We start from the raw sequence: 23,626 nt of genomic DNA on the forward strand, positions 1-23,626 counted from the left end.
CCCTTGGAACGCCAGCCACTATACCGAAATGGCATGGGCAGCGCCCCATGCCATTTTGGCATGGGGCGCAGGAAAAGCGGGTGAACAGTCGATGAATAAACGATGAGACGCAGTGGCAGCTCAGACGGTGGCCTGCAACAGCGCCGGCGGCATCAGCGGCAAGCCGTGACGGAAAACGGCTTGTCCGAGAATGTCTGCCGCGTCGTACCGGGCATCGCGCAGGCACAGGTCCAGTCGCACCTGCCGGCCCGTACGGTCAAGCCGCACGGCGCGCAGGTAGTGGCGCTGCGGGAGCACGGCCGCCGCAGGGCCGGTCATGGCAGCCGAGAACGGCGCGCCCCAGCAGGTGAGCGCGAAGCCCTGCTGTTCCAGCCAGTGGCACAGGGCAGCGAGCAGTGACGGGTTGTCGGGCAACAACAGATCCGCATCGGCAGGCGCCTGCGACAACGGCAGATCCTGCAGCCACCGCGCAAAGCTGCCGTAAAGGACAAACCCCGGATGCGCCGCCTGCAGCGCTTGCAGCACGGCGAGGGTCTGGTCCGTATCGATGGCGTGCGGAAGATGGCGCGCGATCAGCGCATATTCATGCGAACGGTTGCTGTGCAGTTGGCCCGGGCTCTCGGGCAGGCTGGCGCGGTCATAGAGCAGGATGCGCTCTTCGATGAATCGGAAGCGGTCCGCCATCAGCCGCGCCAGGTCCCAGGCCAGCGGCACGAACTGCTCGCCCACACGCAGGTTCTCGGCGCACAGCACCAGCCAGCCGCCGGGTCGCAGGCAATCGCGCAACGCGCGTAGCAGACGCTCCAGCATGCCGAGGAATGCGGCGTAGGTCTGGCTGGCGTAGAGCTGGCCATCTTGGGCGGCATCGGCTGTGTCCGGCCACCGGCAGCCGAAGTAAGGTACGTTGCTCAACACCAGGTCGACCGGCGGCATTGAATGCGCAAGCGCCGTGGCATCGCCTTGCAGCACTTGCTGTGGCGGGCCCCCTGCAGCCAGACGCTGCAGCCGCTGGCGCGTCAATGCCACCCGCTGGCCATCTATCTCGATGCCGATGCCCGCGCGGCCCACGCTGTGCGCGGCGACCAGCGTGCTGCCGAATCCGCAGAAGGGATCGAGCACCGTGCCACCCGGCGGGCACAGGTGCGCAATGAACGGCTGCATCTGCTCCACCCAGCCGCAATCGCGCGCGCCGAAGCGGTCGGTATCGGCCAGCGCCTGCGGCAGGGTCCAGGCCGGGTCTTGCTTGCTGAGGTGCAGCCAGCTGTTGTCGTTCATGACGGACTCCGCAGCAGCGGGCGCAGCGGCTGCACCGCGCGGCTGCGCATGGGCGCGGCGCCGGCGGTTTCCAGCAGCACGTGCTGTTCGGCATTCCAGCCGCCGCACAGGCGGCCATTGGCATGGAACACCAGCTTGTAGATCCGTCCGCTGGCATGGCGCGCATGCATGCGCACGTAATCCGAGGCTTCGAAGGTGAGTTGCATGCCGCGCCAGTGCAGCACCACGTTCCAGAAATAGTAGCCGGAGGTGGCGTGTGCCAGTTGCGCTTCCGCGCTCCATTCCGGATCGGCCAGGCAGGCTGCCAGCAAGGCCGCGACATCGATGCGCGCGCCGCCGATGTAGCGGGCCGTGACGTTGTTGCGGTACTGCGGTCCGAGTTGCGAGAACTCGCGCAGGATCACCGCCTTCACACCGTGCTGCCGGGCCCAGCGCAGATAAGCTTTCAGCGCCAGGACGCCATCGATGCCGCCCTGCTGCACGATGCACACCAGCTTCACCGGCAACTGCGGCACCAGTTGCGTGAGCGTGGCGTCGATGCCGATCTGCGTGGCAACCGTCTGTCCGCTGCGAAAGCGCATGATGGCCTGGTTGGCGCCGGCCTCATGATGATGGCGCGACAGTTCCACCCAGCCCAGATCAAAAGCCTGCAGGCGCGTGATCAACTCCGCGCCCTGCGGCGAGGCCAGGCCGGCGCCATTGGTGTAGAGCACGCTGCCCTGCACCGGCGACTGGCGCGCGTGCTCCTGCAGGGCATCGAGCATGGACAGCATCCAGCCGGCGTCATCGGTGGTCTCCAGTCCTGAGAGCGACCACGACAGCGGCAGCCCGCGCAGCGCGGCAAGCGCCTGCCGAAGCTGCGCGCCGTACTGCGGACCGGGGCGCAGTGCGGCGGCGTGGGGGCCGCCATCGTCCAGCGTTTCCGAACAGAAGCGGCAGCGTGCCGAGCAAGGCCGCGCCGAGGCATAGGGCGTGAAGGTCACCGGCTGGGCGATCTGCACGGTGCGCCCGCCGATCTCCCAGCGGCGCCAGCGCGTCGCATCGTCCTGGCCGGGTTCGCGCCGGATCACCCGTGGCAGGCGGCTTTCCAGCAGCTGCTGCAGGGCGGCGGGCATCAGGTCCGGCAGCGCTGGCCCATGCGGCGCGATGGCCTCGGTGCTGTCGACGGTGTCGGGGATGGCCATGGTCTCACTGGCTGCCGGTGAGGTTGAGGAAGGTATCGAGGATATGGAAGTGATCGTCGAAGAAGCTCGCTTCCATCGCCGCCAGGTTCGCGATGGGTGTCCACACCGCCTGGGCTGCATCATCGGCGGCCTCAACCTCGGGCAGGTGTTCCAGCCGCAGGTCGAAGTAGTAGGCGTGGGTGATGGTGCGGCCGCGTGCGCTGCGGTCGGGGTGATCGAAGATCTTGACGTCCACCAGGGCCTCTTCCAGCGTCACGTCCAGCACGGCCAGGTTGGTTTCCTCGGCCAGTTCGCGCAGGGCGGCCTGCATCAGGCGCTCGCGCTGGTCCAGGAAGCCGCCGGGGATGGCCCACAGGCCGCGTCCCGGAAAGCCCTTGCGCTGTACCAGCAGCACGTGGTCGGCGGCACGGATGACGGCATCGACTGTCGTGAAGACGGGCGGATAAGGTGCCGCCGCCCAGGCCGCTTGATACTTGCGCAACTGGCGATGTTCTTCCACCAGCGCGGCGTAATGCGGCAGCAATGACCAGGCGCGCAGGTAGTGGCGTACGCTGGGCGGCACCATCGTGTCCAGGACGTCCAGGCTCACTTCCAGGTCCTCGGCCTCGAACCAGACGTTGCGGATGTCGGTGGCATCGATGTCGCCGGCGCGCGGCAGGGTTTCCAGCTGCCATTGCGGGAAGTGGCGCAGGTAGTAGCTGGAGGCATCCTTGAAGTGGCCGACCAGCAGCACCCTTGCCTGGGGATCGGTCTCGGCGGCGACCAGGCGGCGCACTTCGGCGGACCAGCGGCGATCGTCGTAGTAATCGCGGGTGGCTACGAAGCGCAGGCGTTCGCGCTGGCCGGGCGGCATGGCGCCGGCGATCATGGCAGCGCGCTCTTCCCGGGTGAAGGGGTTCTTGGTGTTGCGGGCGTGGAAGGCCGACCCCAGCACCACGATCACCGTGGCCGCGCGCTCCAGCGCGTGATGCAGCAGGTGCAGGTGGCCGTTGTGCACGGGCTGGAAGCGGCCGATCACCACGGCGGCATCGTATTGCGGAGTCAGGACGGGCATGCGCTTTCCTTTATTTTTATCAACAGGGTCGAACGGCCAGTCACCTTGATGACGGCCAGCGCCTCAATAGCGCACCGCGATCGGAATCTGCCGTCCGCTGCCGAAGGCGCGGGCGCGTACCCGGATCACCGGCGGCGACTGGCGGCGCTTGTACTCGTTGCGCGCCACCATGCGGCAGATGCGTTCGACCAGTGCGGCCCCGGTTTCGGTTCCGCTGAGCTGTTCGACTGCACGGCTGGCCGCCCGGGCTTCGTCGGCGGGAAGGCGGCTGCCTTCGATGTGCCATTTGAGGATCTCGTCGAGCACCTCGTAAGGCGGCAGGCTGTCGGTATCGCGCTGGTCGGGCGCCAGTTCAGCCGAGGGGGCCTTGTCGATGATGGCCGCGGGAATGATCTCGCGGCCGGCCTGCGCATTGAGGTGGCGCGCCAGGGCATAGACCTCGGTTTTGTAGAGATCGCCGATCAGGCCCAGGCCGCCGTTGGTGTCGCCATACAGGGTGCAGTAGCCCACGGAAATTTCGCTCTTGTTGCCGGTGGTCAGCAGGAGCGCGTCATAGCCGTTGGAATACTCCATGAGGATGGCGCCGCGCACGCGGGCCTGCAGGTTCTCCAGCGGCAGGCCGCGCAGGGGAGCGCCGAAGGCCTTGGCAAAACCGTCCTCGAACTCGCGCACCAGGTCGGAAATGGGGTGGCGGAACAGCGTCACGCCCAAGGCCTGGCACAGCGTTTCGGAATCATCGACCGAACCGGTGCTGGAGAACATCGAGGGCATGGTCACCGCCACCACGTTCTGCGGACCCAGTGCCTCCACGGCCAGCGCGATGGTGAGCGCCGAATCGATGCCCCCGGAAGAACCGACCACCACCTTGCCGAAGCCGCAGCGGCGCGCATAGTCGCGCAGGCCCAGAAGGATCTGGCGGCGCTGGAATTCGGGCGTGGCCAGGGTCTGGTCTTCCCGGACCGGTTCGCCCACACCGTCGCTGCGCAGGAAGCGTCCGCTCTCGAAGGCGATGACCTGGAAATCTTCGGCCAGGCGCGCCGCCTCGAAGGCCAGTCCCTGCAGCGGCGACATGGCGAAGGAGCCGCCGTCATAGACCAGCTGGTCCTGCCCGCCCACCTGGTTGACGTAGAGCAGCGCCATCTGGCGGCGCAGGCAGGCGGCCTGGAACAGGGCGTGGCGCTGGCTGCGCTTGCCCACATCCGACGGGCTGGCATTGATGGAGACCACCAGTTGCGCATCGGCCTGCGCCAGCTTCTCGAAGGGATTGACGCGGTAGCTGCGCAGGTCATCGTTCCAGCCGTCCTCGCAGATCAGGAAGCCGACCCGCATGCCCTTGATGGGCAACACGCAGGCGGTCTCGGGACCGGCCTCGAAATGGCGGCCATCATCGAAGACGCCATACACCGGCAGCAATTGCTTGTGATATTCGGCCACGATGCGGCCTTCGCGCACCGCCAGCAAGGCATTGAAGAGCGGCTTGCCCGGACCGGGATTGCGGCGCGGCGCGCCGATGACGGCCGTCAGCCCGGGCAGGCTGCGGGTGGCGTCGATGACCGATTGCAAGCTCTCTTCGGCCTGCGCCAGGAAGCGCGCTTCTTCCAGCAAATCGCCGGGGTAATACCCGCAGAGGGAGAGTTCGGGAAAGACCACCAGGTCGGCACCGGCCCCGGCGGCGCGCTGCAGGCCATCGAGGTGCAGTGCCAGGTTGCCGGTGAAGTCACCGATGGTGGGGTTGCATTGGGCGATGGCGATGCGAAGCATGATGCATCCTTTCTGCCGCCGCAGTGGCTCAGGCAGGGGTGGCCGGCGCGGCGATGCCGAACAGCTGGCGCAGGTAGGCCAGGAAAGTTTCATCCTTGCACAAAGTCTTGCCCGGCGAATCGGACAGCTTGGCCACGGCCTGGCCATTGCAGGACGACAGCTTCATGACGATGTTCAGCGGCGCGATGCCGGTGTCGTTGCTGAGGTTGGTGCCGATGCCGAAACCGGTCATGGCACGGTCGGAAAAATGACGATACAGACGCAGCGCCTGCGGCAGGTCCAGTCCATCGGAGAACACCAGGCGCTTGGTATTGGCATCCAGGCGCAGCTTGCGATAGTGCGCCAGCGCCTTCTCGCCCCATTCGAAGGGATCGCCCGAATCGTGCCGCAGGCCATCGAAGAGCTTGGCGAAATACAGGTCGAAGTCGGCCAGGAAGGCATCCATGCCGACCACGTCGGTCAGGGCCACGCCCAAGTCGCCCCGGTATTCCTGTACCCAGTCTTCCAGCGCGGCCTTCTGGAAATCGCGCAGGCGCACGCCGAAGGACTGATAGGACTGCAGGTATTCGTGGGCCATGGTGCCGATGGGTACCAGCTGGTACTTCTTGGCCAGCCAGACGTTGGAGCTGCCCTTGAAATACTGCGGGACCTCGCGCGCCAGCGTGGCCACCACTTCCTCCTGCCAAGCACCGCTGTAGCGGCGGCGTACGCCGAAGTCGAAGAATTCGAAGGGATGGCGGCGCGGCACTTCGGTGGCGAAGGCGTGCAGCAGTGCGATCTTGTCCTGCAGGCGGCGGCGCGCCTCTTCCACCGCCGCTGCTGTGCCGATGCGGCGGAAATACAGCTCGTTGACGATGTAGAGCACGTAGATCTCGAAGCCCATCACATGCACCTGCGGACCGCGCGCGACGATGCTCAGGCGCTCGCCCTCGGTGCTGACCTCGATGAACTTGCGCTGGAAACGGAACAGCGCGAGGAAATCGATGAAGTCGCTCTTCATGTAGCGCAGCTGGGCCAGGTAGGCCAGCTCATCGTTGCCAAAGCGCAGGCTGCACAGGTGATCCAGTTCGCGTTCCACCTCGTCTTTCAGTTCGGCCAGCGGGAATTGCGGCTGGTTGCGGCATACGAAGGTGTATTCGGCCTGGGCACCGGGATGGCCGTGCAGCAGCGCCTGCCACATGGTGAACTTGTAGAGATCGGTTTCCAGCAGACTGCGAACGACGGGTGCCATGATGGGCAGTCCTTTCCGTAGATGGGTCAGGCGTTGGCTTGCAGCTCTTGCAGCACCTGCTCCGAAGTGGCCAGGCGCACGCCGGCCTGCGACATGGCGACCAGGAAATCCTGGTACTGCGCCTCGAAGCCGGCCACCGGACTCATGCAATCGGTCACCAGCACCAGCCGGGCACGGCCGGCGGCATCGAGGTTGGCAGCGATGTGTTCGGTGGTGGCGCGCACGCAGTGGCTGCCCGCTTCGCCGGTGATGTAGACGGTATCGGCCTGCGCCAGGGTAGCGATGAAGCCACGGTTGAGCTGGGTGGCGGGATCGTCCTCATCCGGTACTTCGGCCATCACTGCCGAATAGTGCTCGGTCCACGGATTGCTGCCCTTGCCCAGCTTGGTGACCACGCCCAGCGTACGCTCTTCCCAGCCGTTGTAGGCGGCGCGTACACCGGCGTGGACCGCACCGCCCCAGCTGCCGATCTCGCAGTGCACCGGCCAGACCATGAGGCGGTAGCGCCCGGCGGTTTCCAGGGCATCGAGATAGGCCAGTGCGCGCGGCAGCGCTTGCGGATCGCGTGGCAGGAAAGTACCGGCACGCACCTGCGCGGCCTCGATCTGGGTGAAGGGCGTGACCGCCGCGCCATCGGCTTGCTGCCAGAACGTGGGGTGGGCGATGTCCAGCCTGTGGTGCGCATCGAGGGTGATGCTGATGGCCGAGAGGCCCGTACCGCCCTGTTCGATCAGACGCGCCACGCGTTGCAGGTCGGCATGGCTGCCCGCCACCGGCAGCGCCGGCCGCAGTACCCCGCCGGTAGCCGGATCCACCGGCAGCCAGTCCGCCGGCAGGTCACAGAAATCGTTTTGCGGATCGATCACGAGGAGATGCAGCGAGCGCTTCATGGTGTCCACCTTTCGGAGTGCGTCGGGTTACGGTAAGGCCAGTGTAGACCACTTAATTTACTTTTGCAACTAACTTGGAGATCGTAAATTTTCTGGAAGTGCGCTTAAAATGGGTTTCGTAGCGGGCCTATGGTGTCAATTGCAACAAATAGATTCACAATGACACTAAGTACCTTTAGACTTCTCGCACTTGGACAAGGCGAGGATAAAAATGGATCCGGTGATCTGTACAGTCGATGTGGCATTGCTCACGCTCACAGCCGAGGGACTGGAGGTAGCACTGCTCAAGCGCGAACATGCGCCCTTCAAGGGGGTAGCGGCGCTGCCGGGCGGCTATATCCATGCGCGCACTGACGTCGATGCGCGCGATGCCGCGCGCCGCGTACTGCTGGACAAGACCGGCATCGCCGCGCCCTACCTGGAACAACTGGCCACTTTCTCCGGCGCGGCGCGTGATCCGCGCGGCTGGTCGATATCGATCGCGTATTACGCGCTGGTGCCGGCCACCACCATCGCCCAGGCCGAGCGGGACGAGGTCCGCCTGCACAGCGTGGACCGGCTGCCGCCGCTGCCCTTCGACCATGGCGACATCATCGGCACCGCCGTCTCGCGCCTGCGCAGCAAGAGCCAGTATTCGTCACTGCCCTGCCATCTGCTGGGCGATGTCTTCACCTTGCCGCAGTTGCAGCGGGTCTATGAGATGCTGATGGGCGAAAGCATCAACAAGGTGAGTTTTCGCCGCAAGATGACGGAAATGGACATGCTCGATCCGGTCGACGGACAGTTCGAGAGCGGGGCGCATCGTCCGGCGCAGCTGTATCGCCTGAAACCGGCCTTCCGTGAACAGTTGCAGTTGCTGGAGCGCGGGCTTTGAGGCCAATGACGCTTCGAAACCGCACCGGCGCAAACGAAAACGGCACACCCCGATGGGTGCGCCGCTTTTCTTCATATCGAAATTCTTGAGCCAGGCTCAGGCACAGCAATTGCCGCCGGTATCGGCACAGCGTTCACGACGCTGCAATTCGCGGCGGTGGCGCACGCGCTGCGAGACGCGATAGACCGCGCGCTGGGTCAACATCATGGACAGGGTGCTCAAGCTGAACTCGGCGGCAATGAGCAAACCGACCAGAGCGGCAAATTGCAGGTAGATCCGTGGATACACGGAGAGACTACGCGAGAACAGTTGATGCAGCATGATGAATTCCTCTTTCTTGTTTTACGTGCCGGGGGTTCTGCTTCACACCAGTGACGATGCAGCGAACCGCGATGCGTGGCCGATCAATCCGGCCCACGCATCGGATCACCCTGCATCAGGCACCAGCGTAGGTCGAATCAGCGGCGCTGCCGGCGGTTTGCACGGCGCTCTTGGCGGGTGCATTGCTGACGGCCGGGAACACCGAGTCAGGTTGGTTGGCGATGCCTTGTGCCTGGGCGCGGGCCAGGTCAGCCTTCACTGCAGCGCGGGTGGTGTGCGAAACGAAAGGCTGGTCGACCGGGTATTGGGCTTCAGCGAATGCGACGGACGAAGCGGACAGGGCCAGGACGGCGGCGATGATGGTCTTTGCGGACATGATGTTTCTCCTTGAATGCGTTAAGTGGACTTCAGTAGGGTTGTGCTTACAGTTCAGTGATGCATGTGGCCGGGATGTCGGTCGGCTCATGCCACTCTCTAGAACCGCATCGTTTCTTGCGTTGCGATGTCGTTCATCGATGGACTGAAGTCTACGGAAGAGCGCGAAAGAGAAAAACCATGCTGGAAAGAATTGAGTGTTCCGGGTTCTGGAACAATCGTCAGGGACTATCAAGCCAATAGGCTACGGCCGCAGGACAGCGATCATCGTCCCTGGCGGTCCAGCTTTTGCTGTTCCAGCAATTGTTCAGCTTCGGACAGGCCGCCAGGCTTGAGCACCGTGCGGCCCTTGGCAGGCGCACCGGCCAGCGGATCGGGGACGATCTCGCGGGGCGGGGTGTGGCGGGCATCGGGATGATCGTCCAGGGCATTGTCGGCAGGACGGACTTGCGGATCAGGGCGGGTCATGGTGGGCTCCTCGGGATCAGGTCCACTGGCGCTGGCTCACGCGCAGGGGCCGGGTGTATTCCTCATGCTGGACTTGCTTGACCACGGCCTGCTTCATCACAGGCCTGGCGTGGCCGGCCTCGCGGACGGCACGACAGTCCGCCGCGCAAGGCTGGGGAGATAGTTGCAAAGTGCGCTTTAGCTGCTGCGGCGGACGCTCCACCGGCGGCATGCGCCCGCCCGCAAGGGTCTTGCGCGAACGAAGACGCAGCGCATCGTCGGCGATGGGGTCGGTTCCGGCTAGATTGGCGGCTGGCATGATGCGGGTCTCCCTTCTTGTGGCGGCACGCGTACGTGCCATCTTGGAGAAGGAGTATCCCTGCGCCAGCCGCAGCCGTTAAGCGGACAACGGCTCTGCCTGCTGTAGGAAAGCAGGCAGGGCCGTAAGCGACGGCAGGGCCGAATGCGACCGGCTCAAAAGTGATGGTCGTAGCGGACCTGGAACTTGCTGTTCTCGGCACGGTTGCGCACGGCAAATTCCTGATAGACGTTGAAGAACAGCAGGTCGCGCTCGGACAACCTCACCATGGCCGCCGGCCCCAGTCCGACCACGCGCTCGCGCCGCCCGCTCACATCGCTGCCGTTGACCTTGGTATCGGTGACCTGCTGCAGCCAGTAGCCGGCTGCGCCAATGGTCAGCTTGGGATTGAGGACGTACTCGGCGGAGAAGTTGGCATGCACCGCTTGCCCCGCCTGCGTGGAACTGACGTTGTTGCCGAAGGCTGCATTGGGCGAGTTGTTGCGGGCATTCCAGAGATAGTGCAGGCGCCAGCTGAAGCTCAGGTTCTGGCTGGCCCAGAGCGTCCCGGCCCAATAGGGATCGAAGGACCAGGTATTGCTGCCCGGATTGACGGTGGCATTGCGGTCATAGGCCCCGGTCGGCAGGATGAACTGGAGTTCGAACCGCTGCGCATAAAGCGGCCCTTGCGCCCCCATGACGGGATCGACCTGCACAGACACGCCGGCGCTGATATCGCCAATGCCGGTATTGCCGCGAAGGATGGCATTGCCGGCGCCATCGTCGACCTTGGCATGGGCCACCCACGGCACCAGCACCTGGAAGCCCAGTTGCTTGTTGCCGAACTTGGCCCCCGGTGGCACGTAGATGAACTGGCTGATGGGAGCGAACACGCTGATGTCCTGGGTGGCAGGAAAGCCCAGCCGGTTGCCGTTGTTGTCCACCAGCCTGGTGGCCTTGGTGTAGGTGAGGTATTCGACGAAATAAAAGCCGGGACCGCCGGGCAGCGGTGCGCCATCGAAGAAGCTGGTACCGCCCATGTTGACGGCAGGCTGGTCGTAGGCGCTGGCCAGCGCGGGCAGCAGGCACAGGGCCAGCCGCGCCGCACGCCGGCCGGCGGGCTGTCGATGCTCTCTCATGTTGTCTCCTTGTGTTGTTCTCGGTTGTTGTTGCCGGTGGTTGTTGCCGGTGGTTGTTGTCGGCTGTGTTGTGGAGTGGATCGCTTGCCGCGCTTGCGATTCAGAGATACGTCGAGGCCAGTCCGCCATCGACCGGCAGGTTCACGCCGTTGATCCAGCGGCTGCCGTCGCTGCACAGCCAGACGATGGCCGCAGCGATCTCGTCGGGATAGGCCGGGCGTTTCATGCGATGGGCATCCTTCTGTACGCGCTCCTGGCCGAGCATGGTCACGAAGTCCCCCAGGATGGGCGTGAGCACCGGGCCGGGCGCGACGCTGTTCATGCGGATCGAGTGCTTCAGGAACCAGGGCTGGGCCTGGGCCATGCTCCAGACGATGAGCGCTTCCTTGAAATACTGGTAGCAGCTCTCCTGCGCGACCGGATTCCGTGCCAGCCACTCGGCGCCCGCCGCGAAACCTGCGGTCTGGGCCAGCGCCTTGTGCTGCTCCAGCCGCTTGGGCCATTCCGCACCCAGGATGGAGGCGACATTGACGATGGCGCTGCCCGGCGGCATGCGGCGAATCAGCAGCTCGGTGAGATGGCGCAAGCCGAGATAGTTCACGCGTGCAACCAAGTCAGCCGGGGCCGTGCCGGGCACACCGGCTACGTTGCAGAGACCATCGATCTTCTCGGGCAACTGCGCGGCGGCGTCATGGATGGCATCGGCGGTGGAAAGATCGGCCTGCACGAAGCCCTCCACGCTGATGATGGGCGCATTGCGATCCACCCCGATCACGCGGGCACCCTGTACCCGCAGCAGCCGTGCGGTCTCGGCACCGATGCCGGAAGAAACGCCGGTGACGACGATGGTCTTGTCTTGCAGTGTCATGCTGGTCTCCTTGAATAATGATTGATATCGTTTGGTTTTTTGCAGCGGCACGCATGCGATGGCGTCAGAAGGGATACGGCGTGGCCTGCTCCTTGACCGTGATCCACTTCCATTGCGTGTACTCTTCCCAGTCGGCCGGTCCACCCACGCTGGTGCCGTTGCCGGCGATGCCGGGGCCGCCGAAGGGGTTCACGCACTCGTCGTTGACGGTCTGGTCGTTGACATGGACCATGCCCTGGCGCAGCCGCCCCGCCACCCGCATGGCGCGGGCCAGCGAAGCGGAGATCACGCCGGCGGCCAGTCCGCCCTGGTTCTGGTTGGCCAGGGTGATGGCTTCTTCCTCGGAATCCACCGTGATGACGCTGGCCACCGGACCAAAGATTTCTTCATCAAATACGCGCATGCCGGGCCGCACGCCGGACAGCACCGTCGGCTGATAGAACAACCCTTCATAGGAGCCTCCCGCCAGCAAGCGTGCGCCGGCCGCCACACTGTCCTGCACCAGCCCGTGCACGCGCTGCAGCTGGCGCGCATCGATCAGCGGGCCCAGCGCCACCTGGCCGCTGGCGCCATCGCCCACGGGCAGGTGACGCGCCTTGTCCACCAGGCGTTCCAGCAGACCCGCTGCCTGCGAGGCGTGGACCAGGATGCGATTGGCCGCCATGCAGATCTGCCCCTGGTGCAGCCACGCACCCCAGGCCGCATTGCTGGCGGCGACATCAAGGTCGGCATCGTCGAGGATCACCAGCGCATTGGCCCCGCCCAGTTCCAGGGAGACCTTCTTGAGATGCCGTCCGGCCAGCTCGCCGATGCGGCGGCCCACGGCGGGCGAACCGGTGAAGGCGATCATCGGCACCTGCGGCGCCGTCACCAGCGCCTCGCCAGCCTCCGCGCCCCCGGGCAGGACGTGCAGCAAACCGGCCGGCAAACCCGCTTCCTCGAAGACGCGCGCCAGCATGAAGCCGCCGGAAACGGGCGTACGCACATCCGGTTTGACCACCACCGCATTGCCCGCCGCCAGGGCAGGCGCGACGGTGCGCAAGGTCAGGATCAGCGGAAAGTTGAAGGGCGAGATCACGCCGATCACGCCCAGGGGCGCACGTTTGGCGATGCTCAGCCGCCCGGGCGCGCTGGGCAGCAACTGTCCCTGCGCCTGCAGCGGCATGCCGGCCGCGAGGTGGCACAGGGCGATGGCTTCGCGCACCTCGTGTTCGCCCTTGAAGAGCACGCCGCCGGTCTCGCGCGCCACCATGCGCGCCAGTTCATCGAAGTGCTGCTGGAACAGGCTGGCCGCACGCCGGAAGATGTCGGCGCGCTCACGCGGCGGCACCGCCAGCCATTCGGCCTGCGCGGCCACGGCAGCCTGGACGGAGGTGGCCACGTCATCCGCGCTGGCCAGGCCGACATCGGTCAGCGGTGCGCTGGTGGCGGGTTCGATGACGGTGGTGCCGTGTGCGGTTTCTTCCCAGCGGCCACGGAACAGGTGGCGTTGCCAGCGGGCAGGATCGAGCAAGGGGGTCGGTGGGGCGGACATGCGGGTCTCCTTTGTAATGGCCGGTGAATCCGGATCAGCAGCCATTCTGCAAAGCCTGTGCCACCGCGCTGCGCGCCATCCCATGCGGCTTTGCAGCAAGCTCATCCATCCGTCACGGGGAAAGCCAGGGCAGCTTTCAGGGGGAAAATTTTGCTGCAGGGGAGCGACATCCTTGATGCACTGCAGCTTGCGCAATTGCGCAAATTCGCCAACCATCAGTCCACTGAACTTTCATCATTTGATGAAACTCGCCCACCCCCGCGCCCCGCTATCCCCTTCCGCCAGGAGCCTGCCCATGCCGCCATCCCAGCGTATTTCCCTTGCCGAGATGGTGCGTAGCCAAGGCAGCGCCGCGGCCCCGGTGCAGCTGAGTTCTGCCAGTACCGACCGCTGGAGCGTGGATGCCCATCCGACCCTGGCAGACCTGGGCGAATGCCTGTTCTTCTCGCCGGGCGACGGCCGCATCTGGCTCAATGACCAGCGCATGCTGCTCATCCACAGCCGCAGCATGGGCACGCTGCGGCGCGAGCTGATCGACAATCTCGGCATCGACAAGGCACGCGGCCTGCTGACCCGCGCCGGCTACATCTCCGGCGCGCGCGACGCGCAGCTGGTGCGCGAACGCTGGCCCGATGCCGACCCCTCCACCATCCTCATGGCCGGGACCCGGCTGCATACGCTGGAGGGGGTGGTCAAGGTGATCCCGGTCAGCTTCAGCTATGACCCCGACAGTGGCCGCTACGAGGGCGAATTCCTCTGGCACAACTCCAGCGAAGCCGATGAGCACCTGGCCGCCTATGGCATTGCCACCGCGCCCTCGTGCTGGCAGCAGATCGGCTATGCCATCGGCTACGTCAGCACGCTGCTGGGACACCTGGTGATCTTCCGGGAGGTGGAGTGCCGCGCCATGGGCACACCCCATTGCCGCGTGATCGGCAAATCGGCCGAACTGTGGAGCGATGCCGAAGACGACCTGCGCTACCTCAATGCCCAGGACTTCGTCGGCAGCGGCATGCTGGCCACCGATGGCGAAGCGGCCGCCACCGGCGCCAGCGGGCTCAGTGCCGAAGCGGTGGAAGCCATGGAGGCCGATCTCACGCGTGCGCTGGTGGGTACCTCCTCTGCCTTCAACGCCGCCTGCCATCTGCTGAACCGCGTGGCACCGACTGATGCGACCGTGCTTTTCACGGGCGAGTCGGGGGTGGGCAAGGAGCGCTTTGCGCGCATGCTGCACCAGATCGGTCGGCGCGAACGCCAACCCTTCGTGGCCATCAATTGCGCAGCCATTCCCGAGACGCTGATCGAGACCGAACTGTTCGGTGTGGAACGCGGCGCCTACACCGGGGCCACGCAGTCACGCGCCGGCCGCTTCGAACTGGCAGATGGCGGCACGCTGTTCCTCGATGAAGTGGGGACCTTGAGCCTGGTAGCGCAGGGCAAGCTGCTGCGGGTGCTGCAGGAGGGCGAATTCGAGCGCGTCGGTTCGACCCGTCCGCGCAAGGTCAAGGTGCGGGTGGTGGCCGCCACCAATGAAGATCTGGCCGTGGCGGTCCGGGAGGGACGCTTCCGGCAGGACCTGTTCTTCCGCCTCAACGTGTTCCCGATCCACCTGCCCCCGCTGCGCGAGCGGCGCGACGACATTCCGCTGTTGATGCATCACTTCCTCAAGTTCTACGGGCAACGCCACGCCATCGCGGTACGCGGGTTCACGCAGCGCGCCGTGCAGGCGCTGCTCAACTACAGCTTCCCCGGCAACATCCGCGAACTGCAGAACCTGATCGAGCGTGGCGTGATCCTGGCCCAAGGGCATCCGCTGGATTTGCCGCACATGTTCATCAGCGGCGAGACGCTCAATGACGAGGTCCTGTCGCTGGCGCTGCAGGGCGAAGGGGAAGGCGAGACCGGCACGCTCGCAGGGCGGCAGGAGGAGCGCGGGAAGAAAGCTTCACAGCTGCCGGGACCGGGAGGCAGCCTGCTGGAGACGGTGCAGCAATGGCGCAGCGGCCGGCAGGAAGAAGACGCCGCGCTCTCCCTGCCAGCGCTTGAGCAGACCCTGATCGCCGAGGCCATCGAACGGGCCGGCGGCAACCTGTCGGCGGCGGCGCGCCTGCTGGGCATCACGCGTGCGCAGCTGGCGTACCGGCAGCAGAAAAAGGAAAGCCAGGGATAGACGCACGAATCGCCTGCCGGGCAGGCGATTCATCGAAGACCGTCAGGCGACGTTCTTGTAGGGGCTGGGCCGGTCGCTCTCCTCGGCCACGATCTGCATCTCGCCGATGCGATTGCGCAGTTCTTCCCAGGGATGCGTGGGCAAGCTGGCTTCGTGATGGGCCTGTCGCAGATGCTGCGCGAGGTCCTCTACATCCTGCTGCACGCGGTCCTGCCAGCGGTGTTCCAGCGCGATGAACAGTGCAATGGAGGCCACCAGCCCGAGCGAACACACTGCCAGGGCGGCATAGATGACGTACTGCATGATGGTATCGAACCAGTCCATGTCCTCCCCGCTCTGGTTGGTTGGTGGCAATACGGCGATGGTAGCGTGGGGCCCTGTCCGCGCCCATCAGGAAATGACTGAGGCAAAAAGCAGTGCAGAGCTGACATGACATGCAGCGGATTTGCAGACTTTTCATTAATTTGCCCCACGGAAATACAAGCCAAAATTTTTCTAGAATGCAAATGTATTTGGCAAGGCTTCGGGCGGCCGGGTTGACGAGTCTACTGACTTTAGCTAATTTATCCTTACAACATAAAATGCATAAAAAGGATAGATATGAACCCGGTCACGAACCCCTACGCTCCCGGCGCGGGCAGTCCACCACCTGAATTGGCAGGTCGCGATGCGGTTCGCGAAAAGATGAGCATCTGCATCCAGCGTGTGCGTCTGGGCAAGGCCGACAAGAGCATCATGCTGGTCGGGCTGAGGGGGGTAGGCAAGACGGTCCTGCTTGACCAGATGATGCGTGATGCAGAGGCACAAGGCGTTGTGGCCATCCGCATCGAGGCACCGGAAGGCAGATCCCTTCCCGCAGCGCTCTTGCCGCAGTTGAGACTGGGCTTGCTTCGCCTGAGCAGACTGGAGAAGTCGAAAGATTATGCGGTGCGCGGTTTGCGCGCATTGGCCGGCTTTGTAGGGAAACTGAAAGTCACCTTCAACGACATCGAAGTCGGTCTTGATTACGAAGCTGAACCCGGTCTGGCCGACAACGGCGATCTGGAAGGCGACCTGACAGCGCTGCTCGAACAAGTTGGAAAAGCCGCTCAATCAGCAGAAACAGTAGTGGTCATCTACATCGACGAACTGCAGTACGTTCCCGAACCTCAGATGGCAGCGCTTATCTCCGCGCTGCACCGTTGTGCTCAGCAGAAATTGCCATTGATCGTCGCTGGAGCCGGCTTGCCCCAGCTCAGGGGGCGCATGGGTGAAGCGAAGTCGTACGCAGAGCGACTGTTCGCTTTCCCTCCCATCGGTCCTCTGGGAGAGGAGGATGCGACTGATGCGATCGTCAAACCCGCTGCAAGCGAAAACGTCGCGGTTGACGAGGATGCAGTCAAGCTGATCGTTCAATACACCCAAGGCTATCCCTACTTCCTGCAGGAATGGGGCAAACACGCTTGGGATGTCGCCGAAAAAAGTCCGATCACCAAAGCAGATGTCGAGAAAGCGTCCACCGAAGCTATCGCGGCTTTGGATGAAAGCTTCTTCCGCGTACGTTTTGACCGACTCACTCCCACCGAAAAAAGATACCTGCGTGCGATGGCGGAGCTGGGTCAGGGGCCTCACCGCTCCGGAGACATTGCTTCCGAATTGGGACGAGAGAGCTCATCCCTGGGACCGGTACGAAGCAGCCTGATTGCCAAAGGCATGATCTGGAGTCCGACACATGGGGACACCGCCTTCACCGTTCCCTTGTTTGATGACTTCATGAAGCGAATCATGCCGGGCCGCGACTGGCTCAATGCGGAGGTTTAACGGTGCCTCGGCATGAGCTCCCACAGGGGCGGCATGGACGTCACCCAATCCAGAAATAACGTCATCATCGCATTTGGCCGTCCAAGCTCATCCACAGGAACCCCCGCCGCCAGCGGGCGGTCTGCCGTTCAGGCGCAGGCTGCACGGTGCGCCTCGTCTCGCCCACGGAGCCCTCGATGATTGCCATCCCATCCGCCACCATTCCTGCCCGCCTCGACCGCCTGCCCTGGTCGCGCTGGCACTGGCGCGTGGTCATCGCCTTGGGCGTGGCCTGGGTGCTGGACGGGCTGGAAGTCACCCTGGTCGGCTCGCTGGGCAGCGTGCTGGAGCGCAGCGATACGCTGGCGCTGGATGCGGCGCAGGTCGGCTGGACCGGCTCGCTCTACATCGCCGGTACCGTGCTGGGCGCGCTCATCTTCGGCCGCCTCACCGACCGCCTGGGTCGCAAGCGGCTCTTCATGCTGACGCTCATGCTGTACATGGCGGCGACATTGGCTACCGCCTTTGCGCAGGATTTCCTGTTCCTCGCACTGTGCCGCTTCGTGACTGGCCTTGGCATCGGCGGAGAGTACGCGGCCATCAATTCCGCCATTGATGAGCTGGTGCCCGCGCGCGTGCGGGGACGGGTCAACCTCATCATCAACGCCAGTTTCTGGATCGGGGCAGCGCTGGGTGCAGGCTTGTCGCTGGTGATCCTGGACCCGCAGGTGATGGGTGCCGCACTGGGCTGGCGCGTCTGCTTCCTGCTGGGGGCCGTGCTGGCAGTAGCGGTGCTGCTGGTACGGCGGCATGTGCCGGAAAGTCCGCGCTGGCTGCTCATGCATGGCCGCCACGCAGAAGCCGAAGCGGTGGTGCGCAGCATCGAAGCGCAAGTCGAGCAGCAACACGGAGCCCTGCCCGCCGTGGACCACGCGCCCGGCGCGTCGATCCAGGGTGGCACGGCAGGCAGCGGCATGCTGCCCTGGCGCGAGATCGCCCACGTGCTGCTGCATCGCTATCGCCAACGCAGCGTGATGGTGGCGCTGATGATGGTGGCGCAGGCCTTCGTGTACAACGCCATCTTCTTCACCTATTCGCTGGTGCTCACGCGTTTCTTCCAGGTGCCGGACCATCGCGTGGCGCTCTACATCTTTCCTTTTGCACTGGGCAATGTGCTCGGGCCGCTGCTGTTGGGCCATCTGTTCGACAGCATCGGCCGCCGCCGCATGATCGCGGCCACTTACCTGCTCTCTGGTGCGGGACTGGCCGCCACGGCCTGGGCCTTCAATGCCGGGTTGCTGGATGCGCGTTCACTGGCGCTGTGCTGGAGCGCGGTGTTCTTCGTGGCCTCGGCGGCCGCCAGCTCGGCCTACCTGACGGCCAGCGAGGTATTCCCGCTGCGCATGCGGGCCATGGCCATTTCGATTTTCTATGCCATCGGGACCGGCGTGGGCGGATTCGTCGCGCCGGTGCTGCTGGGCTGGCTCATCGCCAGCGGTGACCGCCATGCGGTGGCCGCAGGCTATGCGCTGGGCGCATGCCTTGCGCTGCTGGCCGGGGGGTGTGCGCTGCGCTTTGCGGTGGATGCGGAACGGCGCACGCTGGAAGAGGTGGCGGAGTGGAAATCCTGAATGCCTGAGCTGATGACGATACCGTTCAGTCATCAGCCGGGCTTATGACAGGATTTTCTCCGCAATGCCCGCCCCCAGCGGCGCCAGCAAGGCCTGCAATTCCTCCTCGCCGAACTTGATGGTGGCGGTGTCATCGCGCCCCAGCATGCCCTCGGCCAGCGCCGACTTGCGCGTCTGCAGTTCGAGCAGGCGTTCTTCGATACTGCCCTCGATGACCAGCTTGTAGACGAACACCTGGCGCGTCTGCCCCAGGCGGTGCGCGCGGGCAATGGCCTGCTCTTCCACGGCCGGGTTCCACCAGGGATCGGCCAGCACCACGGTATCGGCAGCGGTCAGGTTCAGGCCGACGCCCCCCACCTTCAGGCTCACCAGCATCAGCGGCACTTCACCTTGCTGGAAGCGTTCAATTACACCGCTGCGGGCGGCCGGTTCGGTGTCGCCGGTGAGCATGAGGCAGGGCAGTTGCAGCGCCTGCAGTTCTGCTTCGATCAAGGCCAACATGCTGGTGAATTGCGAGAACAGCAGGATGCGCCGCCCCTCCTCCACCAGCGCGGGCAGGGTATCGCGCAGCCACTCGATCTTGGCGCGCTCCAGCCCGCGCGGCATGCGGCCCTGCTTCAACAGGTAGGGATCGCAGCAGACCTGGCGCAGCTTGAGCAGCGCATCCATCACCGAGACCTGGCTGCTGCCGAGGCCGCGCCGTTCCAGCGCACGGCGAACCTGCTTGTCGGCAGCGATGCGCACGCTCTCGTAGAGCTCGCGCTGGCGGCCCTGCAATTGCAGGCGCTCGACGATCTCGATGCGCGCCGGCAGCTCCTGCAAAACATCCTCCTTGCGCCGGCGCAGGATGAAGGGGCGCACGCGCTGGGCCAGCAGGCGGGCACGGACGGTCTCGCCCTGCTGCTCGATGGGCTTGCGCCAGAGCCGCGCGAAGCTGCGCGCATCGCCGAGAAAGCCGGGCATGAGGAAATGGAACTGGCTCCACAATTCGCCCAGATGGTTTTCCAGCGGCGTGCCGGTCATGCAAAGCCGATGACGTGCGTGCAGGCGGCGTGCGGCGGCAGTGCTGCGGGCGGCGGCGTTCTTGATGGTCTGCGCCTCATCCAGCACCAGCAGGTGAAAGCGCAGCGACAGCAGCAGGTCGAGATCGCGCCACAGCAGCGGATAGGTAGTCAGCACCAGGTCGGCCTGCCCCTGCGCGATGGCACTGGCATGACGCGCGCGGTCCTGGCCATGCAGCACCTGCACGCGCAGGGCCGGGGCGATGCGTTGGGCTTCCTGCCGCCAGTTGAACAGCAGCGAGGTCGGCACCACCACCAGCGCGGGCAGGTCGAGCCGACCCTCCTGTTGTTCGATGAGCAGATGGGCCAGCACCTGCGCCGTCTTGCCCAGGCCCATGTCGTCGGCCAGGATGCCGGCCAGGCCATGCTGGCGCAGGTACTGCATCCAGGCCACGCCTTGCAGCTGGTAGCCGCGCAGGGTCAGGCCCAATCCTGCGGGCGGCGCCACCGGCTGGACGCTGCCGGCCGCACGCAGGCGCCGGGCCAGTTGCAGTACGCCGGCAGCGCCGCTCATGTGCCAGGACGCGCCACCCTGCAGTGCTTGCAGGTCGGTCTGCAGGCTATCCAGACGATGGGCATCCCAGGGCGAGAGCTGCAGCTGACCGTCCTTGCGCTTGAGGTCCACCAGCAGATCCAGCAAGGACAGCACCACCGCCTTGAGCGGACCGGCCATGGCATCGATGCGGCGGCCGCCCGGTGCACGCAGCGAGATCACGGCATGCGGATCCATGCGCTCCACCTGTTGCGCATCGGCCCAGCGCGGGTCGCGCCGCAACAGGTCGGCCACCATCGGCGCCACATCCAGGGTCTGGCCATCGACCTCGATGCCCATCGCCAGCAGCCAGCGACCACTGGGGTCGAGGCCATCGAAGATCTCGCTGGAGAAGGCGCGCGGCTGCAGGGGCGCGGCCACCTCGCGCGCACCGGCCTCACCGGCCGGGCTGCTGACGATGAAGCGCCAGGCGGTCACCGGTACGCTCTCATGCGCAAAACCCGGATGCACGCGCAAGGTCCAGCCCTGCTGCTGCAGGCGCGGGGCCTGGTCGGCCCAGAAATCACCGAAGGATTCTTCCAGCATCAGGGTCCAGAGCGGACCGGCGTCATGCAGGGGATTCTCGGCACGCCACTGCAGGGCATCCTCACGCAGGGGCAGCAGGCCCATCTCGCGAATGCTCTCCAGTGCTGCCGCCTCGGCGGCGTGATCGCGCACGACATGCGCGGGCGTGTAACCGGCCTCGTCATCGGGGTGGCCCACAGGGGCCGGCATGCTCCAGCGCTGTGCCCCCTCGCCATAGACCCAGTCGATCTGCGCCACCGTCACCATGCCGCCACGCGGCCCGAACAGGCCGTGCGCGCGCATGCCCAGCAAGCCCTCACCACGGGTGAGCGTCTGCAGGGTCAGGCGGGGATGGAATGCACTGGAGGAAGGCGAAGCAGGCATGCGGCCGATGAAAAACGGGGAAGCGGCCATTGTAGGGCGCTTCAGGCCGGGCGTGCAGGAAGGCGGGGAAACCGGGCGACGGGAGGCTTACTTCGCCGGCGGCGTGATGCAGAAGTCCAACATGCCGAAGGGCGTGCGGCCCTCGCCGGTGGCCCATACCCACACTGCCCAGCACAGCAGGCCGCACACCAGCAGCAGGGCCAGCAGGATATGCAGTCCGGATGCCTTGCGCAGGAAGCCTTCAACGCGGTCAAAGAGGGCAGTCATGGAGATTGTTGCAAAAACGGAATAAGCTCGGGAGACCTCATTGTAGCCAAGCACCGGGGCCGATGTAATGGGACAAATTGCCGCAGTGTCAGGCTGGCAAGATCCTTGCGGGGCCGCTTGGCCGGGGCTCTGTTACCCTAGCGCACTCTTGTCCACGCGTTCGCCACCATGACCACTGCCCTGCTCATCATCGACGTCCAGCAAGCCCTGTGCACCGGCCCCGAGCCGGTCGCCAACGGCGCGGCCACCATTGCCAACATCAACCTGCTCTCGGCCCGTGCGCGCGCAGCGGGTGCCCCGGTGATCTTCGTGCAGCATGAGGACAGTGGCAGCTTGCAACACGACAGTGCCGGATGGCAACTCGCACAGGGATTGCAACACCAGGACGATGACCTCACCCTGCGCAAGCGCGGCTCGGACGCCTTCCACCAGACGGCACTGGAATCGCTGCTGCGCGAACGTGGCGTAACGCGCCTGGTGATCGGCGGCATGCAGACCGAGTTCTGCGTGGAATCGAGCGTACGCCGCGCGCTGGCGCTGGGCTTCCCGGTGACGCTGGCGGCCGGGGCGCACACCACCGCGCCCAATGGGGTGTTGTCGGTGGAGCAGGTGGTGGCCCACCACCAGGCCACGCTGTCCAACCTGGGGGCGTATGGCGTGCGCACCACCATCACGGCGGCGGCCGATATCGTTTTCTGAAGCCGGACCTCAGAAGCGCTGCGGGCTGAACGGCGCCAGGTCGATTTCCGGCGCCTGCCCCGCCAGCAGCTGCGCGACGATGCGCCCGGTGCGCGCCGAGCAGCCCAGGCCGATGTGACCGTGTCCATAGGCGTGGATGATGTCGCCGCTGGCGCTGGCCGGGCCGATGCAGGGCATGCCGTCGGGGGTGCTGGGACGGCGGCCCAGCCAGTATTTCACGTCTTCCGCCGGCAGCGTGCGCGGCAGGCCGGGGAAGAGTTTCAGGGCGATGTCGCGCATGATCTCGCCGCGCCGCCAGTCAGGCGCCGCCTCGAAGGACGCGAACTCGACCTGGCCGGCGATGCGCAAGCCCGTTTCCATCTGCGTGGCGATGATCTTGAATTCGGACACCATCATCGGGGTGCGGACACGCGCTGCATGCTCGTGCCCGCCAATGACGGCGTGATAGCCGCGCTCGCTCTCCAGTTGCACGTGATCGCCGGCGGCGGCGGCCAGCGCCTTGGAGCGTGCGCCCGCGCAGATGACGGCAGCGTCGCAGGCCAGTTCACCGTGTTCGGTCAGCACCGCCTTCAAGCGACCGCTCTCCACGCGGAAACCGGTGGCCCGTCCCTCGACCCGGCACGCTCCGCGCGCCAACGCATAGGCCTGCAAGGCCTGCAGGTAAGCCCCGGGATTGCGGCAATGGCCGGCCTCGTCGACCTGTACCGCAAAGCCGAAGGCCGGATCCAGGTCCGGTTCGCGTTCGCGCAGGGCCGCGCCCTCCACTTCCTGCCACTGGATGCCCAGCTCGCGGCGCACGCCCCAGCCGAAGGCGTCATTGTCGAAATGCCGGCGCGAACGGTAGACGTGCAGCACGCCCGAGGTATCGATCAGGTGCGCCACACCGGCACGCTGCGCCACTTCCAGATGCAGGCTGCGGGCGTCGGCCACCAGCGTGCGCAGGGCGCGTGCGGTGGTGCGGATGCGATCACGGCGCGCGCTGGCGAGATTGCGCACCAGCCAGGGGGTGAGGCGCGGCAGGTAACGCCAGCGGATCGACAAGGGACCCAGCGGATCCATCAGGTAGCCGGGCACCTTCTTCCACATGCCCGGCTCCACCGGCGGGATCACCGAGTGCGAGGACAGCCAGCCGGCATTGCCATAGCTGGACGCCTCCTGGCTGCCGGCCTCGTTGAAATCGAGCAGGGTCACCTGCAAGCCCTGGTCGAGTGCGTGGATGGCGCTCATCAGGCCGACGGCGCCGGTGCCGATGATCACGGCGTGGCGGGGAAAGGCGATTTCGGGGGAAGTGGACATGGCGGGATCTGCGACGAAAGCAGCATGATAC

Annotated in this window: 22 protein-coding genes; 5 read left to right on the plus strand and 17 right to left on the minus strand. The window is 65.5% G+C overall.

The window, feature by feature from the left end:
• Positions 1-120: 120 nt before the first annotated feature.
• The 6 genes from FYB76_RS21730 to FYB76_RS21755 form a co-directional block, all read right to left on the minus strand.
• A complete protein-coding gene (locus tag FYB76_RS21730) occupies positions 121-1,275 on the minus strand; it encodes a TRM11 family methyltransferase (protein WP_154135007.1) in 1,155 nt (384 codons plus the stop codon).
• Positions 1,272-2,459 carry a hypothetical protein gene (locus FYB76_RS21735; protein WP_229297060.1) on the minus strand — a complete coding sequence of 396 codons (1,188 nt, stop codon included), beginning with the start codon at positions 2,457-2,459 and terminating at the stop codon, positions 1,272-1,274. The genes FYB76_RS21730 and FYB76_RS21735 overlap by 4 nt, the downstream gene beginning before the upstream one ends.
• 4 nt (positions 2,460-2,463) lie before the next feature.
• Positions 2,464-3,513 (minus strand): bifunctional nicotinamide-nucleotide adenylyltransferase/Nudix hydroxylase, encoded by a 1,050-nt coding sequence (locus FYB76_RS21740; RefSeq protein ID WP_154135008.1) that lies wholly within the window; start codon positions 3,511-3,513, stop codon positions 2,464-2,466.
• 63 nt (positions 3,514-3,576) lie between these two features.
• Positions 3,577-5,274, minus strand: a complete 1,698-nt coding sequence (locus FYB76_RS21745; protein ID WP_154135009.1) for an NAD+ synthase — start codon at positions 5,272-5,274, stop codon at positions 3,577-3,579.
• Positions 5,275-5,302: 28 nt separating this feature from the next.
• Positions 5,303-6,505, minus strand: coding sequence for a nicotinate phosphoribosyltransferase (gene pncB, locus FYB76_RS21750; RefSeq protein WP_154135010.1), 1,203 nt, complete (start codon positions 6,503-6,505; stop codon positions 5,303-5,305).
• Positions 6,506-6,531: 26 nt separating this feature from the next.
• Positions 6,532-7,395 (minus strand): cysteine hydrolase, encoded by an 864-nt coding sequence (locus tag FYB76_RS21755; RefSeq protein WP_154135011.1) that lies wholly within the window; start codon positions 7,393-7,395, stop codon positions 6,532-6,534.
• A 211-nt stretch (positions 7,396-7,606) separates the two neighbouring features.
• Between FYB76_RS21755 and FYB76_RS21760 the strand changes: the two genes are divergently transcribed.
• The gene (locus FYB76_RS21760) at positions 7,607-8,269 is read left to right on the plus strand and encodes an NUDIX domain-containing protein (RefSeq protein WP_154135012.1); all 663 of its coding nucleotides are present in this window, start codon (positions 7,607-7,609) and stop codon (positions 8,267-8,269) included.
• 96 nt (positions 8,270-8,365) lie between these two features.
• Here the strand turns inward: FYB76_RS21760 and FYB76_RS21765 are convergent, their stop codons facing one another.
• The 7 genes from FYB76_RS21765 to FYB76_RS21795 all read right to left on the minus strand — a co-directional run bounded on the left by FYB76_RS21765 (position 8,366) and on the right by FYB76_RS21795 (position 13,251).
• Entirely contained in the window at positions 8,366-8,590 is a 225-nt protein-coding gene (locus FYB76_RS21765) for a hypothetical protein (protein ID WP_154135013.1), read from the minus strand.
• A 115-nt stretch (positions 8,591-8,705) separates the two neighbouring features.
• Positions 8,706-8,966, minus strand: a complete 261-nt coding sequence (locus FYB76_RS21770) for a DUF4148 domain-containing protein (RefSeq protein ID WP_088755537.1) — start codon at positions 8,964-8,966, stop codon at positions 8,706-8,708.
• 263 nt (positions 8,967-9,229) lie between these two features.
• Positions 9,230-9,433 (minus strand): hypothetical protein, encoded by a 204-nt coding sequence (locus FYB76_RS21775; RefSeq protein ID WP_088755536.1) that lies wholly within the window; start codon positions 9,431-9,433, stop codon positions 9,230-9,232.
• A gap of 16 nt (positions 9,434-9,449) precedes the next feature.
• On the minus strand, positions 9,450-9,731 hold the full coding sequence (locus FYB76_RS21780) for a hypothetical protein (RefSeq protein WP_195724695.1): 282 nt from the start codon (positions 9,729-9,731) through the stop codon (positions 9,450-9,452).
• Positions 9,732-9,886: 155 nt separating this feature from the next.
• On the minus strand, positions 9,887-10,849 hold the full coding sequence (locus tag FYB76_RS21785) for a transporter (RefSeq protein WP_154135015.1): 963 nt from the start codon (positions 10,847-10,849) through the stop codon (positions 9,887-9,889).
• A gap of 100 nt (positions 10,850-10,949) precedes the next feature.
• Complete coding sequence (locus tag FYB76_RS21790) at positions 10,950-11,717, minus strand: coniferyl-alcohol dehydrogenase (RefSeq protein ID WP_154135016.1); 768 nt, start codon at positions 11,715-11,717, stop codon at positions 10,950-10,952.
• Between the two features lie 64 nt (positions 11,718-11,781).
• Complete coding sequence (locus FYB76_RS21795) at positions 11,782-13,251, minus strand: benzaldehyde dehydrogenase (protein WP_154135017.1); 1,470 nt, start codon at positions 13,249-13,251, stop codon at positions 11,782-11,784.
• Between the two features lie 295 nt (positions 13,252-13,546).
• Here FYB76_RS21795 and FYB76_RS21800 point away from each other — a divergent pair, with 295 nt between their 5' ends.
• Complete coding sequence (locus FYB76_RS21800) at positions 13,547-15,421, plus strand: sigma-54-dependent Fis family transcriptional regulator (protein WP_154135018.1); 1,875 nt, start codon at positions 13,547-13,549, stop codon at positions 15,419-15,421.
• A 42-nt stretch (positions 15,422-15,463) separates the two neighbouring features.
• Here FYB76_RS21800 and FYB76_RS21805 read toward each other — a convergent pair whose 3' ends face one another.
• Entirely contained in the window at positions 15,464-15,745 is a 282-nt protein-coding gene (locus FYB76_RS21805; protein ID WP_154135019.1) for a hypothetical protein, read from the minus strand.
• Between the two features lie 276 nt (positions 15,746-16,021).
• On the opposite strand from FYB76_RS21805, the gene FYB76_RS21810 reads away from it, so the two are divergent.
• Positions 16,022-17,221, plus strand: coding sequence for an ATP-binding protein (locus tag FYB76_RS21810; RefSeq protein ID WP_088755530.1), 1,200 nt, complete (start codon positions 16,022-16,024; stop codon positions 17,219-17,221).
• Between the two features lie 176 nt (positions 17,222-17,397).
• A complete protein-coding gene (locus FYB76_RS21815; protein WP_154135020.1) occupies positions 17,398-18,831 on the plus strand; it encodes an MFS transporter in 1,434 nt (477 codons plus the stop codon).
• A 42-nt stretch (positions 18,832-18,873) separates the two neighbouring features.
• Here FYB76_RS21815 and FYB76_RS21820 read toward each other — a convergent pair whose 3' ends face one another.
• On the minus strand, positions 18,874-21,363 hold the full coding sequence (locus FYB76_RS21820; RefSeq protein WP_154135021.1) for a DEAD/DEAH box helicase: 2,490 nt from the start codon (positions 21,361-21,363) through the stop codon (positions 18,874-18,876).
• 57 nt (positions 21,364-21,420) lie between these two features.
• Entirely contained in the window at positions 21,421-21,600 is a 180-nt protein-coding gene (locus FYB76_RS21825; protein WP_034331740.1) for a hypothetical protein, read from the minus strand.
• 168 nt (positions 21,601-21,768) lie between these two features.
• Here FYB76_RS21825 and FYB76_RS21830 point away from each other — a divergent pair, with 168 nt between their 5' ends.
• Positions 21,769-22,299 (plus strand): cysteine hydrolase family protein, encoded by a 531-nt coding sequence (locus tag FYB76_RS21830; RefSeq protein ID WP_154135022.1) that lies wholly within the window; start codon positions 21,769-21,771, stop codon positions 22,297-22,299.
• A gap of 9 nt (positions 22,300-22,308) precedes the next feature.
• On the opposite strand, the gene FYB76_RS21835 is transcribed toward FYB76_RS21830, so the two are convergent.
• Positions 22,309-23,595: an FAD-binding oxidoreductase gene (locus tag FYB76_RS21835; protein WP_154135023.1), complete on the minus strand. Its 1,287-nt coding sequence runs from the start codon at positions 23,593-23,595 to the stop codon at positions 22,309-22,311.
• Between the last annotated feature and the right edge of the window lie 31 nt (positions 23,596-23,626).

Origin of the sequence: Herbaspirillum sp. CAH-3, assembly GCF_009668275.1 — a bacterium.
GTDB lineage: Bacteria > Pseudomonadota > Gammaproteobacteria > Burkholderiales > Burkholderiaceae_D > Herbaspirillum > Herbaspirillum aquaticum.